Source organism: Anaeromyxobacter dehalogenans 2CP-C, assembly GCF_000013385.1.
In the GTDB taxonomy this organism is placed as follows: domain Bacteria; phylum Myxococcota; class Myxococcia; order Myxococcales; family Anaeromyxobacteraceae; genus Anaeromyxobacter; species Anaeromyxobacter dehalogenans_B.
The window spans coordinates 3,806,764-3,822,343 of record NC_007760.1; the positions used below are offsets into that span (position 1 = coordinate 3,806,764).

11 protein-coding genes are annotated in these 15,580 nt (G+C 75.5%); 2 read left to right on the forward strand and 9 right to left on the reverse strand.

Annotation, left to right across the window (positions count from 1 at the left end; all coding sequences use genetic code 11):
• Positions 1 to 63: 63 nt before the first annotated feature.
• From ADEH_RS17110 to ADEH_RS17125, 4 genes are read right to left on the reverse strand one after another with little or no spacing between them, the layout of a single operon-like run.
• Positions 64 to 594, reverse strand: coding sequence for a DUF4956 domain-containing protein (locus tag ADEH_RS17110; RefSeq protein WP_011422361.1), 531 nt, complete (start codon positions 592 to 594; stop codon positions 64 to 66).
• Positions 582 to 2,267, reverse strand: a complete 1,686-nt coding sequence (locus ADEH_RS17115; RefSeq protein ID WP_011422362.1) for a dTMP kinase — start codon at positions 2,265 to 2,267, stop codon at positions 582 to 584. The genes ADEH_RS17110 and ADEH_RS17115 overlap by 13 nt, the downstream gene beginning before the upstream one ends.
• Positions 2,268 to 2,271: 4 nt before the next feature.
• Positions 2,272 to 2,940, reverse strand: a complete 669-nt coding sequence (locus ADEH_RS17120; protein WP_232287313.1) for a VTC domain-containing protein — start codon at positions 2,938 to 2,940, stop codon at positions 2,272 to 2,274.
• Between the two features lie 4 nt (positions 2,941 to 2,944).
• Positions 2,945 to 4,111 (reverse strand): hypothetical protein, encoded by a 1,167-nt coding sequence (locus ADEH_RS17125; protein WP_041453651.1) that lies wholly within the window; start codon positions 4,109 to 4,111, stop codon positions 2,945 to 2,947.
• Positions 4,112 to 4,396: 285 nt separating this feature from the next.
• Here ADEH_RS17125 and ADEH_RS17130 point away from each other — a divergent pair, with 285 nt between their 5' ends.
• Positions 4,397 to 5,734 carry a metallophosphoesterase gene (locus ADEH_RS17130; protein ID WP_011422365.1) on the forward strand — a complete coding sequence of 446 codons (1,338 nt, stop codon included), beginning with the start codon at positions 4,397 to 4,399 and terminating at the stop codon, positions 5,732 to 5,734.
• A 113-nt stretch (positions 5,735 to 5,847) separates the two neighbouring features.
• Entirely contained in the window at positions 5,848 to 7,521 is a 1,674-nt protein-coding gene (locus ADEH_RS17135) for a CotH kinase family protein (protein ID WP_011422366.1), read from the forward strand.
• A gap of 57 nt (positions 7,522 to 7,578) precedes the next feature.
• Here ADEH_RS17135 and cglE read toward each other — a convergent pair whose 3' ends face one another.
• The 5 genes from cglE to ADEH_RS17160 all read right to left on the reverse strand — a co-directional run bounded on the left by cglE (position 7,579) and on the right by ADEH_RS17160 (position 15,560).
• Positions 7,579 to 8,196 (reverse strand): adventurous gliding motility protein CglE, encoded by a 618-nt coding sequence (cglE, locus tag ADEH_RS17140; RefSeq protein ID WP_011422367.1) that lies wholly within the window; start codon positions 8,194 to 8,196, stop codon positions 7,579 to 7,581.
• 13 nt (positions 8,197 to 8,209) lie between these two features.
• Complete coding sequence (gene gltG, locus ADEH_RS17145) at positions 8,210 to 10,231, reverse strand: adventurous gliding motility protein GltG (protein WP_011422368.1); 2,022 nt, start codon at positions 10,229 to 10,231, stop codon at positions 8,210 to 8,212.
• Positions 10,232 to 10,261: 30 nt separating this feature from the next.
• Complete coding sequence (gene cglF, locus ADEH_RS17150) at positions 10,262 to 10,531, reverse strand: adventurous gliding motility protein CglF (RefSeq protein ID WP_011422369.1); 270 nt, start codon at positions 10,529 to 10,531, stop codon at positions 10,262 to 10,264.
• An 89-nt stretch (positions 10,532 to 10,620) separates the two neighbouring features.
• A complete protein-coding gene (gltE, locus tag ADEH_RS17155) occupies positions 10,621 to 11,982 on the reverse strand; it encodes an adventurous gliding motility TPR repeat lipoprotein GltE (protein ID WP_011422370.1) in 1,362 nt (453 codons plus the stop codon).
• A complete protein-coding gene (locus ADEH_RS17160) occupies positions 11,979 to 15,560 on the reverse strand; it encodes a tetratricopeptide repeat protein (protein ID WP_011422371.1) in 3,582 nt (1,193 codons plus the stop codon). Before ADEH_RS17160 ends, gltE begins: the two co-directional genes overlap by 4 nt.
• Positions 15,561 to 15,580 lie beyond the last annotated feature (20 nt).

Genomic DNA, 15,580 nt, shown 5'->3' on the forward strand with positions numbered 1-15,580 from the left:
GCGCGCGTCTCGGGGCCGCGCGCGCGCGGCGCGGATAGCGCCCGATAGCAGCCCGCGATCGCCTCACGGCGACTTCCGCGACGCGTCGGCGAGCCGCGGCGGCGCCACCTCCGCGGCCGGCGCGCCGGCGGCGCGCGCGGCGGCGGCCGCGGGCGCGTCCGCGTCCGGCGCCTCGCCGGCCGGGAGCAGGTCGAGCGCGGCCAGCACCGCCGACGCCGCGAGCCCGGCGGTGAGCGCGAGCCCCAGCGTCCCGTGACCGCACGCCATGCCCAGGCCGATGGTGAGGAACAGCACCGCCGCGTCGCGCGGGTCCTTCAGCCCGGAGCGGAACCGGACGAAGCTGCCCAGGCCCACCAGGCCGAACGCCTTCGCCACGCTGTCGCCGATCACCATGGTGATGATCGCCGCCGCGGCGCACAGCAGGATCTGCGCCTGCGCCATCTCCGGCCTCGGCAGCCGCCGGCCCATGAGCAGCCGCCAGGGGCGGAACCCGAGCGCCACGCCCACCACCAGCGCCGCCCCGATGCGCGGGAGCACCGTGCCGAGCGGCAGCGTGTGCAGGTCGATCCCGGGGGGGAACGTCACGGGGTGCATGACTCCTCCACCGCGGCGGGCAGGCCCGGCGCGGGCGCGGCCAGCGCGAGCACCGCGTGCGCGTTCCGCAGCACGGGCAGGCTCGCCGGGGCGGCCCGGAGCGCGGCCGCGACGATCTCCCGGCCGGGCGCGGTCGCGGCGAGGTGCCGGAGCGACGAGACGGCGGCGGCGGGCCAGCGGGCGACGCCCTCGGCCCGCAGCGCCCAGGCCCGCGGGTGGTCCATCCCGTCCACCGCGTCGAGCGCCTCCTTGGTGAAGGCGAGCGCGCGCTCGCGCAGGGCCCAGGTCCACGGCGCGGCGTTGCCCGCCAGCGTGCGGAGCACGCGCTTCGGCGCGAGCGGGAACAGCCGCTCGCGCAGCGCGCGCGCCGGGCCGCTCTCCACCCCGGCCGTCCCGCGCAGCGCCGCGAGGCGATCGTGCGCGGCGAGCGCGCTCCGCATCGCGTCGGCGCGCGCGCCGTCCACGCCGGCCAGGCTGCGCCCCACCGCCTCCCACAGGCCGCGCCCGATCCCGTCCGCCCGCAGCGCCCAGGCGCGCTCGGTGCCGAGCCCGGCCAGCCCGCGCAGCACGCCCTCCAGCTCGCCGCGCTCCAGCGCCTCGGCGCGGAGCGCCCACGCGTCCGCCCCGTCCGCCGCCACCAGCCCGGCCACCGCCGGCCCCGGCGCGCGCGCCAGCAGCGCGGCCCGGAGCCGCATCGCCTCCGGCGACGCGTCCGCGCCCAGGCCCGCGGCCACGTCGGCCGGGGCCCGGCCCGCCAGCGCCCACCGGAGCGCGTGCGACTCCGGGTCCGACAGGCCCTCGAGCGCGCGCGCCACCACCGCCGGGCACCGCCCGGCGAGCGCCGTCCGCCGCGCGTGGGCAGCGCGGCCGGGGATGCCGGCCAGCAGGTGCGCCGCGAGCGCGGGCTCCCGCGCCGCCAGCGCGTCCACCGCCGCCTCGAACCGCGCGGCGATCCCGGCGGGCCCGGCCGGCGCGGGCGGGCGCGCGGACCGCGGCGCGGGCGCGGGGGGCCGGCGCGGGGCGCGGCCTCCGGCGGCGCGGGCCGCGATCGCGTCCGCGACCTCGTCCGCGAGCGCCTCGAGCGCCCTCCCCTCGTTCGCGACCCGGAGCCACGAGGCGGGCGCGGCGGCGGCCTCGGCGGCGAGGTGCTCGCGGACGCGCACCTGGAGGCCGTGCCCGGCGAGCCCCTTGCGCGAGCCCGGCTCGTCGGCGCGGCCCTCCAGGATCTTCCCCACCCGCTTGCGCAGCCGCGCCAGGTCGGGGTCCACGTCCACCAGCACGGCGAGATCCGGCCAGGTGCCGCCCGAGGCGGCGCGCACCGCCGCCTCGACCTCGGCGCGCGGCAGGCCGCGGCCGGCCACGGCCAGGGCCAGGATCGAGTGCAGGCTCCGGTCGGCCACGCACAGCGCGCCGCGCGCCAGCGCGGGCCGCACCACCTCCTCGAGCTGCTGCGCCTCGCGGGCGAGGTTCAGGCACAGCTCGGCGCGCGGGGAGAGCTCGAGCAGGCGCGGGTCGCGCGTCAGCTCGCGGACGCGGCGGGCCGCGGCGGTGGCGAGGACCCCGCGCTCGCGCGCGTGGACCACCTCGCGCCCGCCGCGCCGCAGGCGCTCGCACACCAGGTTGGAGAGCGCGGTCTTGCCGCTGCCGTCGATGCCTTCGAAGGAGACGAGCATGGGGTCAGGCCCTGCGCGTGCGCGCCGGCGCGGCGCGCGCGAACGCCTCGGCGAGCTTGCTGTACGGCTGCGCCCGCTCGGTCACGAGCGCGACCAGCCAGCGCGGCGGCGCGCCCGCCCCGAGCTTCAGCTCGAGGACGGAGCGCGGCTCGGCGCCGAGCGGCGGGGGCAGCCGGTCCGGCCACGGCGGCGCGTCCGGGTCGAGCAGCCGCCAGCCGGCCGGGTGGAACCGCAGGCCGTCGTCGAGCGTGACGCGCCATCCGTCGCACGGCTGCCACACCCGGCGCCGGTACGAGGTCGCGACGAGCGGCGCGAGCGGGCCCGGCACCGGCAGCCGCGCCAGCGCGCCCGCCAGCGCCGTGCGCGGGACCCAGGTGCGGTCCTTGGTGGTGACCCCTCCCCGCTCGCGCTTCAGCTCCAGCACCACGCGCCCGGGCCGGCCCGAGCGGTCCGGCCGGTAGGCCTTGGCCCGCACCTTGACGCAGTCGCCGGGCGCCTCGAGCGCTCGCAGCGCCAGCGGCGCGCCGGGCGCGTCGAAGTAGACCGTGGCCACCCGGGTCGTGGGCGCTCCCCCGGCGCCGAGCCGCGCCGCGACGTCCCGCGCCTCGTCCGGCGCGAGCAGCACCTTGTGCTCGCGCCGCAGCAGCGTCACCGGCCCCTCCGCGTAGGGCACCACGCTAGAACCTCGTCGCGAGCTGGACGGCGATCGCGTTGGCCGGCGCCTTCTCCCCCGGGCGGCGCGCCCGCTCTCCCTGCACCTTCAGCTTGAGCCCTTCCCCGAAGCCGAGCACCGCCCCGGCCACGGCGGACGAGCCCGTCCCCTGCACGGGCGCGCGGAGGCGCAGCGCCTCCACCCCCGCCATCGGCGTCACGCGGAGCCGCTTCCCCACCGGGATGGTGTACTCGACCAGGCCGAGACCGGCGGTGAACGTCCCCTGCTCGATGTGGCCCGCGAGCGCCTCCAGGCTCACCGCCAGGGGCCCCGCGTCGAGCGCGGCGAACGCGGAGCCCGCCTCGCGCCGGGGCGCGTCCGGGGCGGAGCGCCCGGCGCGGTAGCCGGCGGCGCCGAGCTCGATGGCCCCGGCGAGCCGGACCGCGGCGCGGGCCACGTAGTCCTGCGGCGGCTTCTCGTCGCCGTTGGGCGTGCCCTGGAACACGCCGGCGGACACCTCCAGCGCGCCGTCCCACGGGCGGACCGCGCCCATCGCGCCGACGCGCCGCCCGCCCAGCTCGTTCCGGTCCACGAGGTAGTCGTTCACCACGCCGCGGCCGATGCGCGGCAGCTTCCACGCGGAGGCGGTCTCGCGCTCGAGGAACGGCGGCTTGAACCGGCCGGCGGTGAGCCGCGTCGAGGAGGGTCCGTCGAGGCGCACGAAGGCGTCCTTGAGCGGCTTCGTGTCCGCGACGTCCGCCTCGATGACCGTGAGCAGTCCCGGCATGCTCCCGCGCACCTCGATGCGGGCGCGGTCGAGCGCCACGTCGCGCTTCCAGTCGTCGCGCGCGTCCGCGGCGCCGCCGACGAACACCTGCCCGCCCACCTCGATCTGCAGCCCCTCGCGGCGGGCGCGGATCGGCTCCGCCACCGGGCTCGGCGGCGGCGCGATCGGCGCCGGCGGCGCGGACCTCGGCGCGGGCGCCGGCGCGGCAGGCAGCGGCGCGGCGCGCACCACCTCGACGCGGGCCGTCCGCGCCGCCGCGTCGGCGGCCGGCGCGGCGAGCGCCTTCCCGTCCGCCTGGACCACGGCCGGTACGGCGTCCGCCTTCCCCCCCGCCTGCGCCGCGGCCGGCGCGGCGTCCGCCTCCGCCGCGAGCGCGGCGCCAGGGGTGGTGAGCAGGAGCAGCAACGGGAGCGCACGGCGCGAGGGTCGGTCTGCGAGCACGCCGGGCCGCGGTGCAACGGCGGTGCCCGCACATCCGCGCCCACGCTCCCCCGCCCCCAGGGCGCTCGCGCGTCGCGCACCGTGGAAGCGCGCTTCCCACTCGCGCCGCCGGATCGCCACGCGCTCGGCACGAGATCGCCGCGCGCGCACCCGCAGCGGGATGGCGCGGCGTCCCGCGCGTGTTCAGACGGGCTGACCCCCTCGATCGCCGTCCTGCGGCGCGCGCCCCCGGGCGCACGGAGACGCCACATGCGCTCACTCACCCGCCTGCTCCTCGCGCTCGCCGCGCTGCCCTTCGCGGCGTCCGCCGCGACCGTGACCCGCGGCCCCTTCCTCCAGCAGACCGGTCCGACGTCCGCGCTCGTGGTGGTGGACACCGACGCCGCCGCGACGGTGGAGGCCATCGCGGACCTCCCCGGCGGCGGCACGGCGCGGGCCGGGAGCGACGGCACGCACCACCTGCTCCGCCTCGAGGGGCTGCCCGCGGCGAGCGCGGTCCCGTACCGGCTCACCGTGGACGGCGCCGAGCGGCCGGGCGGCACGCTCCACACGCCGGGCCGGCCGGACACCGCCGCGGGCCGCGCCGCGATCCTCGCGGTCATCGGCGACTACGGCACCGGCGATCCCGCCGAGATGAACCACATCGCGCGCATCCGGGAGGAGGGCGCGCAGGCGATCCTGACGGTGGGCGACAACGCCTACCCGGACGCCACCGCCGCCGACTTCCTCACCAAGCTGTTCCGCCCGATGGCGGCGCTCCTCGCGGACGTGACCATGTGGCCGGCGCTCGGCGACCACGAGTACCGGCAGGCGTGGGCGCAGCCGTACCTCGACGCGTTCGAGCTGCCCGAGGGACCCCAGGGCGAGCGCTACTACGCGTTCGACTGGGGCGACGTGCACGTCGTCGCGCTGGACTCGAACTGCATCGTGCCGATGGACGCGGCCACCGCCGGCTGCGACGCGAAGACCATGGTGGGCTGGCTCACGGCCGACCTCGCGGCCACCCGCGCCCCGTGGAAGATCGTCCTCATCCACCGGCCGGTGGTCGCGACCGGCAAGTACGGCGTGTACCCGCAGATCCCCGCGGCGCTGCTCGGCGTGCTCGAGGGGGCCGGGGTGGACCTGGTGCTGCAGGGCCACAACCACCTCTACGAGCGGAGCTGGCCGACGCGGCAGGGGCAGCCGGTGCAGAAGGACTACGACCACCCCGCCGCGCCGGTGTACGTGACGAGCGGCGGCGCGGGCGGCTGGCTGTACGACTTCGCGCTCCCGGCCGAGCCGTGGACCGCCTACCGCGAGAAGATCGACCAGCACCTCCGGCTCACGCTCGAGGGCGGCACGCTGAAGGTGGACTCGATCCGCGGCGACGGGGTGATCCACGACACCTTCACGATCGTGAAGGACGTCCCGCCGCTGCCCGCCCAGCCGCCCGGCGGAGGCGACGGCGGCACGGGCGGCGCCCCGGAGGCGCCGCCGCCGAACGGCGCGGTGGCGGTCGGTTGCCAGGCCGGCGCCGGCTCGGGCTGGGCGCTGCTCGCGCCGCTCGCCGTCGTCGCCGCGGCGGTGCTCCGCCGGCGTCGCCGCTAGCCCGCCCGCACCTCCGCCGCCTGCCCGCGCGCCCGGTGACGCCGGGCAGGCACGGTGGGTGACCCCCCGCGCGCCCGCTTCCCGGCGCGCGGGTCGCTGCGCTGCATGTGGTCATGCGACGCACGTGCGCGGCCGCCCGCCTGCTGATCCCCGTCCTCCTGCTCGCCTGCACCGGGGGCGCACCGCTCCCCGACGGCTCCCTCGGCGGCCAGCCGGGCGGTGGGGGGGGCGGCGGCGGGGGAGGAGGCGGCGGCGGTGGCCCCGGCGGCGTGGTGAACCCGGACGCCCCGCTCGCCGCGCCCGCCTGGCCTCCGCTGCAGACGAGCGTCGAGCCGTACGCGCTCGCGTTCGACGACGCGACCGCGGCGATCGTCTACACGATGTGGAGCAAGGAGTACGCGCCCGGCCGGTTCCACTACCACGGCGCCTGGTGGGACGTGACGCTCCGGCAGCGCGGCGACGGCTCGCGCGAGCACCCCAAGCACAGCTGGAAGGTGCGCCGCCCCAAGGACGCGCCGCTCGACGGCGAGCGCACGCGGAACCTGCTCGCCGAGTGGCCCGACGGCGGGTACCTGTCCGATCCGTTCTCCTACGGGCTCATGAAGGGCGCCGGCGTGCCCACGCCGCGGGCGCAGTTCGTGACGCTCGACGTGAACGGCGAGCACCAGGGCGTGTACGTCGAGCTCGAGGAGCCCGACGAGAAGCACTTCCTCCTGGAGAACGGGATCGACTCGAACGCGAACGTCTACCGCTGCGGGCTGCGCGACTGCGAGCTGAAGCTCACCCCGCCCGCCCACTACCAGGGGCCGTGGGAGAAGAAGACGAACTCGAGCGAGCCCTCCGACGACCTCGACGCGTTCCTGCTCGGCCTGAACCGGACGCCCGAGGGCGAGATCGAGGCGTGGCTGGAGCGGAACGTGGACCTGCCGCGCTTCTTCCGCTTCTACGCGGTGGGGATCCTCATCAGCCTCTCGGGCATCGACGACTCCGGCAGCTACCTGGTGCACGACCGCGTGCGCGACAAGTGGCTGTGGGTGCCGTGGGACCTCAACAACGCGAAGCTGGTGTTCTGGCGGGACAACGCGGTGGAGTGGGGCGTGCCGTTCCGCTACGCCATCCCGTTCTACACGCTGTACGACGCGGGGACGCTCGGCGTCGCCGCCGGCAAGGAGGCGCGCTACGGCGGCGCGCACCCGCCGTTCGTGGTCCTGTTCCAGCGCATCTGGGACCGGCCGGCGCTGCGGAACGCCATCCTCGACGAGGTGGAGGCGATGCTCGACGGCCCGTTCGCCGAGGCCGAGACGTCGCCCCGCATCGACGGGCTGCACGCGCTCATCGCCGGGCTGCTCCCGGCGGACCCCTGGGTGGACCCGGCGCACGCGGACGCGTCGGTGCAGGTGCTGAAGGACTACGTCCGGCGCCGGACCGGGTTCCTGCGCGAGCAGATCGCGCTCGAGCGCCACCGCGGCGAGGGCGGCCTGGTCGTGAACGCCGTCGCGCCGGACGCGATCGAGCTCTACAACCGCGAGGACGCGCCGCGCGACCTGGGGGGCCTCGCCCTCACCGGAGACCTCCGCCAGCGGCTCGCGACGCCGCTGCCCGCCGGCACGGTGGTGCCGCCGCACGGGACGCTGCGGCTCCCGTTCCCGGTGGCGGCCGAGGGCGGCGAGGTGGGCATCTTCGACGTCGCCACGCAGCTGCCGGTGGACGCGGTCTACTACGGGCCGCCCGGCGGGCGGACCTACGCGCGCACGCCGGACGGCGCGGAGACCTGGGCCTGGCGGTGAGTGTGGGGGAGCCGGGGCGGGCGCGCGGCGAGGACCGCGCGCGCCCGCCGCCCGGGATCAGAACGTGTAGCGGACCGTCGGGTAGATCGCGTACCCGCTCGCCTTCGCCTTCGTCGCGTAGACGTAGTCGGCGGCGAGGCCCACCGAGAAGTGGCGCAGGCGCGTGAAGTACTCGATGCCGGGGCCGCCCTGCACCACCACGTCGGTGGTGCTGAACAGGCCCTCGGGCCAGCTCTTCGCGTACCCGCCGCGGCCGTGCACGTAGAAGAAGAAGCGCTCCCAGTCGTTGCGGTCGGTCCAGCCGAACAGCGCGACGCGCGCGTCGAGGCCGCCGGCGAACAGGCTGAAGGCGCCGTAGTTCGAGCTGCCCTTCTGGTTGCCGCCCTGCCCGTAGACGGCGAGCGACAGGCGGTTGCCGAAGTCCATGCCGAGCGTGAGCCCGACCATCAGGCCGCCGGCCGATCCGCCCGCCTTGCCGGCGTACGGGAACTTCGCCGGGTCCTCGGTGGGCGTGTCGGTGAAGGCCATGTAGCCGGCCTCCATGCCGACGAACAGGCCGCGCTCGACGTCGCGGAAGCGGGCGGCGCGCGGGTCCTCCTGGAGCCGGGGCGCGGACTCCTGGGCGCCGGCGAGGAGCGGCGCGATGAGCGCCAGGATGGCGAGGATGTTCTTCACGGAGATGTCCCTCCTATTCGCCGCCGGCGGACCGGAGGATCCAGGGATAGGTGATGACGGCGATGCCGCCGCCCTTGGGCTTGGGGAACTGCCAGCTGGTGATGCGGCTCATCATGCAGTCGTGGACCTTGGCGTCCTCGAGCGTGGTCGCGCCGGAGTCCACCTGCGGGCTGGTGGCGCTGCCGTCGGCCTGGATGACCCACTTGATCGACACCTTGCCCGCGAGGCGCGGGTTGATGGCGAGCTGCTGCTCGTAGCAGTAGCGGATCTGCGCGGCGTGGTCCTGGATGACCTTGCGGACCAGCTCCTTGTCGATCGAGCCCATCACCTGCGCGGCGCCGGTGCCGATGCTGATGTCGCGATCGCCCTTCTTGCCGAGGCCGCCGACGCCGGTGCCGTAGGTGCCGAGCCCGCCGCCGCGGCCCTTGGTGCCGACCGCGCCGATGCCGATGGTCTCGCCGGAGCCGCCGCCGCCCGAGCCGGAGCCGCGGATGCCCAGGCCGCCCAGGCCCTGCGCGTCGCCGACCACCGGGCCGAACATGTTGCCGACCGCGCCCTTCAGGTCGCCGCCCAGGCCGCCCGAGCCGAACACGGTGGAGAGCCCGCCGCCGCCGCGCCCGAGCGCGCCGAGCAGGCCGGTGCTCTTCACCACGTCCTTGGCGTTCGGGTCGATGGCGCGCGGCGCGGACCGGGCGTTCGACTTGGGCGCGTCCCGCTTGCCCATCTTGCCCTCGTCGCCCTTGTGCTTCTCGGCCATCTCGCCCGGATCGTCCTTCTGCGTGCCGCCGGCGAGCTTCTCCGGCTTCTTCGGCTTCGCCTCGGGCGGCTTGATGATGAACTTCGCCATCCGCGACGGGTTCTTGAACAGGTCGTCCGCGAGGACGTCGGTGTCGTACGGGAAGTTGTTCGCCGCGACGATGAACCCGGACTGGATGAAGAACAGCACCAGGAACAGGTTCAGCAGCCGGTAGTTGATGCGGTCCCAGAACGGCACCGGCTTCACCGGCTCCGGCTTCTTCGGGCGCGCCTCGATGGCGAGGCGGCTGCCGACCTCGGCGCGGACCGCGCCGGCGCGCGGCACCGGGATCCAGTAGGCGCCCTTCACCTTCTCGTCGCTGGCGGCCTTGCGCGACTTCACCAGCTCGCCGAACGCGGTGCGCTGCCCGCGCTCGTCCACCACCCCGGTCATCCCGGAGCCGAACGCGAACTTGTAGTCGCCGTCCTCGAAGCGGAGCATCGGGAACTCGGCGAGCGGCAGCCCCTCGACGCGCAGGCTGCACTTCTCGCCGTCGCCCACCAGCACCGGCTGCTTGGGCCGCACGAACGTGGCGGCGTCGAGCAGCGTGTCGCCCCAGAGCACGCGCAGCTCGACCCCGAGGTCGGCGACCGCCGAGAGGTCCTCGGCCGCGGCGGCCTCGGCGGGACGGAGCGCGGCGCGGCGGCGCGGCTCGGCGGACCGGCGCGGCGCCGGGGCGGCGGCGGGCGCGGGCTCCGGCTGCGGGGCCGGCGCGACGGCGACCGCAGCGGCGCCGGCGGCGGCGACGAGCGGGGCGGCCGCGAGCGGTGCCGACGCGGCCGGCGCGGCGGGCGCGGGCAGCTCGGCGTGCGCGTGCCCGTGGCCGTTCACGCCGTTGCCGTTCACCTTGGCCGGGCGGGCCGCCGCGGGCGCGGCGACGACGTGGTTCACCGCCTCGACCGCGGGCACGGCCGCGAGCACCGGCGCCGGCGCCTCGGCCGCGGCGCCCTCCACCACGATGAGCAGGCCGCCGAGCGTGATCTGATCGCCCGCGCGCAGCGCGCCGCGGCTGACCTTCTTGCCGTTGACGAAGGTCCCCTCGGCGCTCCCCATGTCGATGATCGAGATGGCGCCGTCGGGCGAGACCTCGATCACCGAGTGGATGCGCGAGACCTTCTCGTCGTCGAGCACGAGGTGCGCCGACGCGAGCCGTCCGATCTTGATGATCTCGCGGCTGAACTGCTCGCTTCGCACGAGCTCGTTGCCGCGGAACACCTTGAGGGTGATGGGGGTGGCCATGGTCTCCCGGGTGGTCGCCTTGGGTGCCGGCTACAGGTCGCCGGATGCCTGCATCACCTTGTCGCGCCAGTCCTCGCGGATCTTGATGAGGTTGGAGTGGTCCACCTTCTGGCGCGACTCCACGTACTCGCCGTCGGGCCGCTTCAGGTCGCCCTCGATGGTGTCGTCCTCGAAGTTGATCACCGTCTTCTTCTCGTACTCGACCTTGCCCTGAGGCTGCTGGGCCGTCCCCTGGCCCTTCGACTGGGCGGATGCCGCGAGCGGAAGGCCGAGCACCAGCGTGAGCAGAAGCATTCGCATCTTCGAACCCCGATTCTCGTTGGCCGAGGCTAACACCGCGGCCGGTGGTGCAAGTAGCAACGGCTGTGCTCCGGAACCGACCTCCACGCTCACCGTGACGGGTTCGGGGGCGATGTGGGAGCGGCACCTCCGCCCGCACCGGTACCCGGCTCCCCGGGCTCGCCCTTCCCCGCCCCCGCCCCTGCCCCGGCGGCGGCAGGCGCGACCGCGGGCGCGGCCGCCGCGGCCTTGCGCGCGGCGGCCTCCGCCGCTTTGCGCTCCGCGTCCCGTTGCATCTCCTTCGCGGCCTCCTGCGCCCGCCGGTTCTCGGCCACGATCTGCTCGCACTCGCGCTGGAGCTTGAGCGCCGGCGAGTCGGCGGCCGCCACCGGCCCCACCATCCGGCCGTAGGCGCGGAGCTCCTCCAGGGCCGGCTCGCACTCGTTCTTCACCCGCATGAACAGCACGCCGCGGGCGAGGTGCACCTCGGGCAGCGCGTCGCCCGACGCCTCCTGCGCCTTCGCGTACGCCGCCAGCGCCTCGTCCGGCTTGTCGAGGTGGCGCTTCGCGACGCCCAGGGCGAGCCAGGCCGGCGCGTTCTTGGCGTCCGCGCGCACCATGGCCTGGGCGTGCTCCGCCACCACCGGCCAGCGGCGCCCCTTCACGGCCGCGTCGAGCAGCGCGCGGCGTGCCGGCAGGTAGCCGTCGTCGAGGGCGAGCGCCTTGCGCCACTGCGCCGCCGCGGCCTCGGGCTCGCCCTGCTTCGCCAGCACCTCGCCGGCGAGGAACGGCAGCTCCGGGTCGGAGGGCGCGAGCTTCTGCGCGCGCAGCAGGATGAGCTGCGCGACGTCCAGGTTGCCGCGCTGCAGGGAGACCCGCGCCATCACCACGTACGCGCCCACCGAGCGCGGGTCGCGCAGCAGCGCCTCGCGGGCCAGCCGCCACGCCTCGTCGAGCTGCCCGGCGTTCCGGTACATGGCCGCGAGCCGCTCGCGCGCGCGGGCGTCCTCGGGGAAGTCGCGCACCACCGCCGCGTAGATCGACTGCGCGCCGGCCAGGTCGCCCTGCTTCTCGAGCAGCACGCCCAGGTTGACGGCCGCCTGGCGCAGGCCCGGCTTCGCGGCGAGCGCCTTCTGGTACTCGGCGCGCGCCTCGTCCACGCGCCCCTGCGCCTCGAGCGCGACGCCCAGGTTGTGCCGCGCCTCGGCGACCTCGCCCGCGTCGAGGACCGCGCGCCACTTGCGCTCGAGGACCGCCCAGTCGGTGGGCACCTTGAGCCGGCGCTGGTCCTCCTGGGCCTGGACGGCCTCGGAGTAGAGCCGCTGCGCGCGGGCCGAGAGCGCCTCGGCCGCGTCGGCCGGGAGCCCCGCGGGGCGGGCGCCGGACGCCGGCGCCGGGGAGCTCGCGCGCGAGCCGGCGCAGCCGGCGGCGGCGAGCAGGAGCAGCAGGGAGGCGGTGCGCGCGGTGGTCACGGCAGGAGGTCCTCGTCCTCGTCGCCGCCCTTCTTGCGGCGGGGGAGCTGCGGCTCGACGTCGGCGCGGCCGGAGCGGGCGTCGGCGGGCTCGGCGGCGCCGCGCCCGGAGCGCGGATCGGCGGGCTCCGCGGCGGCGCTGCGCGCGCCCACCGGCTGCAGGCGGAGCGCGGGCAGCGGCGCCTCGGCGGCGCGCGGCGTGCCGGCCGCGGGGCGCGCCTGCACGGGCTGGATCTCGGCCAGGATGCCGTAGCCCTTCGGCGCCTCGGCGACCGGGGGCGCCGGGACCGGCGGGACGACCTCGGCCGCCGCGGCGCCGGCGGCCTGGTCCGGCTTCGCCTTCGCGAGCTGGGCCGACGCGTCGCGGGCGCACGCGTTCACCACGCCGTAGTCGCGCGAGGCGTTCGCGGCGAGCTCGAAGCCCTCCACCGCCTTGCGCTCCAGCGGCTCGGACGCCTGCGCGAGCTGGGCCCGGTACTCCTCCACGAACGCCTTGTTGCCGCGGATCTCGCGCGGGATGGGCGCGGCGTGCAGGGCGCGGGCGAAGCGCTCGTAGCCGAGGCCGATCTTGTAGAGCGCGCAGATGGCGGGCCCGGCCTGCTTCAGCTTCACGACCTCGCCGTAGGCGTCCTCGAGCTGCTTCAGCTTGCGCCCCTTCACCTGCAGCTGCGCCTTCAGGTAGTTCGGCGCCACGTCGAGCGTGATCTTGTCGTACTTCGTGAAGTCGTCCTCGAGCTCGAGGTACATCGCCTGCGCCACCAGGCCGAGCCCGCGCTCCTTCACCTTGTCCCGGTTCCGCCGCCAGTAGGCGTAGCCCGCCTGGTAGGTGCGCTGCGCGGCCGCGCCGTTGCCGGACTTCTCCTGGATGGCGGCGATGCGCTGCTGCGCGTCCATCCAGTCCTCCGGGTCGCGGGCGTACTTCAGCTGGAACTCCTCGAGCTGGCGCAGCTCGCGGCTGGCCTGGCCCTGCTTGCCGTACAGGTCGGCGAGCGAGCGGAACATGCGCCGCGCGTCGGGCCCGTTCGGCCAGGTGTCGAGGTAGGCGCGGGTGGCGGCCTCGGCCTTCGCCCACTCGCGAAGGCCGGCGCGGAACACCGCCGCGTTCACGATGGCGTCGTTCGCCTTCTTCTCCTCGTACACCGCGGGCGGCCCGGCCGGCGCCTCGGCCACGGCGGCGGCGGCCTTGCCGCGCGCCTTGCCCTTGCCCTTCGCGGCGGGCGGCGGCTCGCGCCGGCTGGCGGCGCGCCAGGCGTGGAAGTAGCGCTCGTAGTGGTCGGCGGCGCGCCCGAAGTCCGCCACCGCCTCGTAGGCCTCGGCGTTGTCGTAGAGCGACTTCGGCGCGAGCTGGTGGGTCGGGTAGCGCTGCAGGAACTGCTCGCGGATCTCCATCGCGCGGTCGAGCCGGTGCGCGCGGACGTAGTCCACCGACGCGTTGTAGTACGCGGTGGGGGCGAGGCGGGAGGCCGGCCAGTCGCGCGCGAACGCGAGGTACTGCTCGGCCGCGCCCACGAAGTCCTGGGCCTTCTCCTTCTCCTCGATCACCTTGAACGCGCTCTGCTCGATGACGCGGGAGAGGTCGTCCTTGAGCTGCGGGTGCGCGGCGATGAGCGCGCGGTTGTCGTAGAACCGCTTCGCCCAGCCGTTCACGTTGCGCCAGTCGCCGAGCAGGTTGTACGCGTCCAGCACCAGGTTGGCGGAGTAGCCGGCCAGCTCGTGCTGCGGGTGGTCGAGCGCGATGCGCGTGAACAGGTCGCTCGCCTCGCCGAACGCGTTGTGGCGGTAGTGCAGGTTCGCGAGCTTGTAGGCGATCTCCACCCACTTCTCGCCCCTGGGCTGGTGCTCGAGGTACCGCTGGCAGGCCTCGGCCAGCTTCTGCCGCTGCGGCGCCATCGGGAGCTTCTTCTTCGGGTCCGACGGCTGGCGCTTCTCGGTCTCGTCGAGCTTCTTCGCCACCAGGTCGTACGCGAACACCGCGTTCTCGAGCGCGTCCTTGAAGAACTTGCCCGGCTTCGGCGCCGGCTGCCCGGCCTGCGGCTTCGCCTTGAGCGCCTGGATGTCCTGGAGCGCCACGCGCTCGTACTCCGCGCCGGCGGCCTCGAACTCGGCCAGCGCGTAGAGCAGCTCGGCGTGGAAGAACCGCATCTCGTAGGCGGGCGGCTCGCCGGGGAAGACGTCGAGGTAGTCCTTGTAGACTGCGGCGGCGAAGCCGGCGACCGGGTCGTCGCGCGTCTTCTTCCACTCGTTGTGGTACTGCACCGCGAGGATGCGCAGGGTGGACTCGGCGTCGCGCCGCGCCTCCTTCAGCACCTTCTCGTTCTTCGGGTCCTTGCCCTCCGCCGACGCCTCGATGTCGCGCAGCATCCGCACGAACACGTGCGCCTGGGCCACCGCCGCGTCCTTGCGGCCCATCCGGCCGGCGCTGGTGACGATGCGCGACTGGAAGAACGGCGCCTCGACCGAGAGCGGCTTCTCCTGGATCATGCGGTGGTAGACCAGCACCGCGTCGCGATCCTTGCCCTCGTCGAAGTACAGGCCGGCCAGGGACTTCAGCATGTCCCACCAGCCGGTCTGGCCGCCGACGCGGCGGAAGTCGTCCCACGCGCCCTCGGCCGAGCCGACGTGGCTGTAGGTGCGGACGTAGTCCTTCCGCGCCTCCTTCACCAGCGCGAGCTTGCGGTCGGCGGGCACCGTGCTGGTGGGCATCTCCCCGAAGAAGATCACCCCGCGGAACAGCTCCAGCGCCTCGCTCCAGTTGCCGAGGTTGTAGTGGACCCAGCCCTGCTTGTAGAGCGCGTAGCCGTAGACCGAGCTCTCCTGGTACTCGGCGGCCTTGCGGTAGGACTCCAGCGCCTTGCGCAGGTTGCCGTTGCGGTCGTTCTTGTTGGCCCGGTCGAAGTAGTACTCGCCGAACGCCATCCACGCGTCGGGCACGTAGCGCGAGCTCGGGAACTTCTGGATGAGCGCGCGGTACGCCTTCAGCGCGTCGGGGTCGTTGCGGTCGCGGCGGGAGAGGTTCTCGCCGAGGAAGTAGAGGACCTCGTCGAGGCGCGGGTAGCTCGGGTACCGCGAGATGATGGCCTTGTAGAGCGCCACCGCCTGCTCCTGCAGGCGCCGCGACTGCTGGTCGAGCCCCTTCTTCTCCTCCTGGAGCCGGCCCACCTCGGCCGGGTTGGAGGTGCCGATCTCGATGATGCGGTCGTCGCGGCGGTTCGCCTCGAAGAAGAAGTACTGCGACTCCTCCCAGAGCAGCTCGGCCAGCCGGAAGTACCACTGCGGCGTCTCGGTGGCCGACCCGCCGCCGAGCTGGATGAGCTGCTGGAGGCTGGCGATCTCCTCGCGGCGCTTGGCCGAGATGTCCACCTCGACCTTCTTGCGGAAGGTCTCGAAGTCCAGCTTCGGGCCGCCCGGCTCGGCCGCCTTCTTGGCGGCCTGCAGGCTCCCACCCAGCGACGCGTCGGGCGCGACCTGGCGCTTCTGGCCGAGGTCCGCCTCCTTGGGCTGCGGCCGCGGATCCGCGGCGCGCGCGGGACCGGCCGCGAGCGCCACCACCACGGCGCCGAGGGCGAGAGCACGGGTCATGCTTCGGTCTCTCCTGGTGA

What these genes read in the sequence shown, in the direction of transcription:
- ADEH_RS17110 (WP_011422361.1), bottom strand. Translation starts at nt 594, where the DNA reads ATGCACCCCGTGACGTTCCCCCCCGGGATCGACCTGCACACGCTGCCG.
- ADEH_RS17115 (WP_011422362.1), bottom strand. Translation starts at nt 2,267, where the DNA reads ATGCTCGTCTCCTTCGAAGGCATCGACGGCAGCGGCAAGACCGCGCTC.
- ADEH_RS17130 (WP_011422365.1), top strand. Translation starts at nt 4,397, where the DNA reads ATGCGCTCACTCACCCGCCTGCTCCTCGCGCTCGCCGCGCTGCCCTTC.
- ADEH_RS17135 (WP_011422366.1), top strand. Translation starts at nt 5,848, where the DNA reads ATGCGACGCACGTGCGCGGCCGCCCGCCTGCTGATCCCCGTCCTCCTG.
- gltG (WP_011422368.1), bottom strand. Translation starts at nt 10,231, where the DNA reads ATGGCCACCCCCATCACCCTCAAGGTGTTCCGCGGCAACGAGCTCGTG.
- cglF (WP_011422369.1), bottom strand. Translation starts at nt 10,531, where the DNA reads ATGCGAATGCTTCTGCTCACGCTGGTGCTCGGCCTTCCGCTCGCGGCA.
- ADEH_RS17160 (WP_011422371.1), bottom strand. Translation starts at nt 15,560, where the DNA reads ATGACCCGTGCTCTCGCCCTCGGCGCCGTGGTGGTGGCGCTCGCGGCC.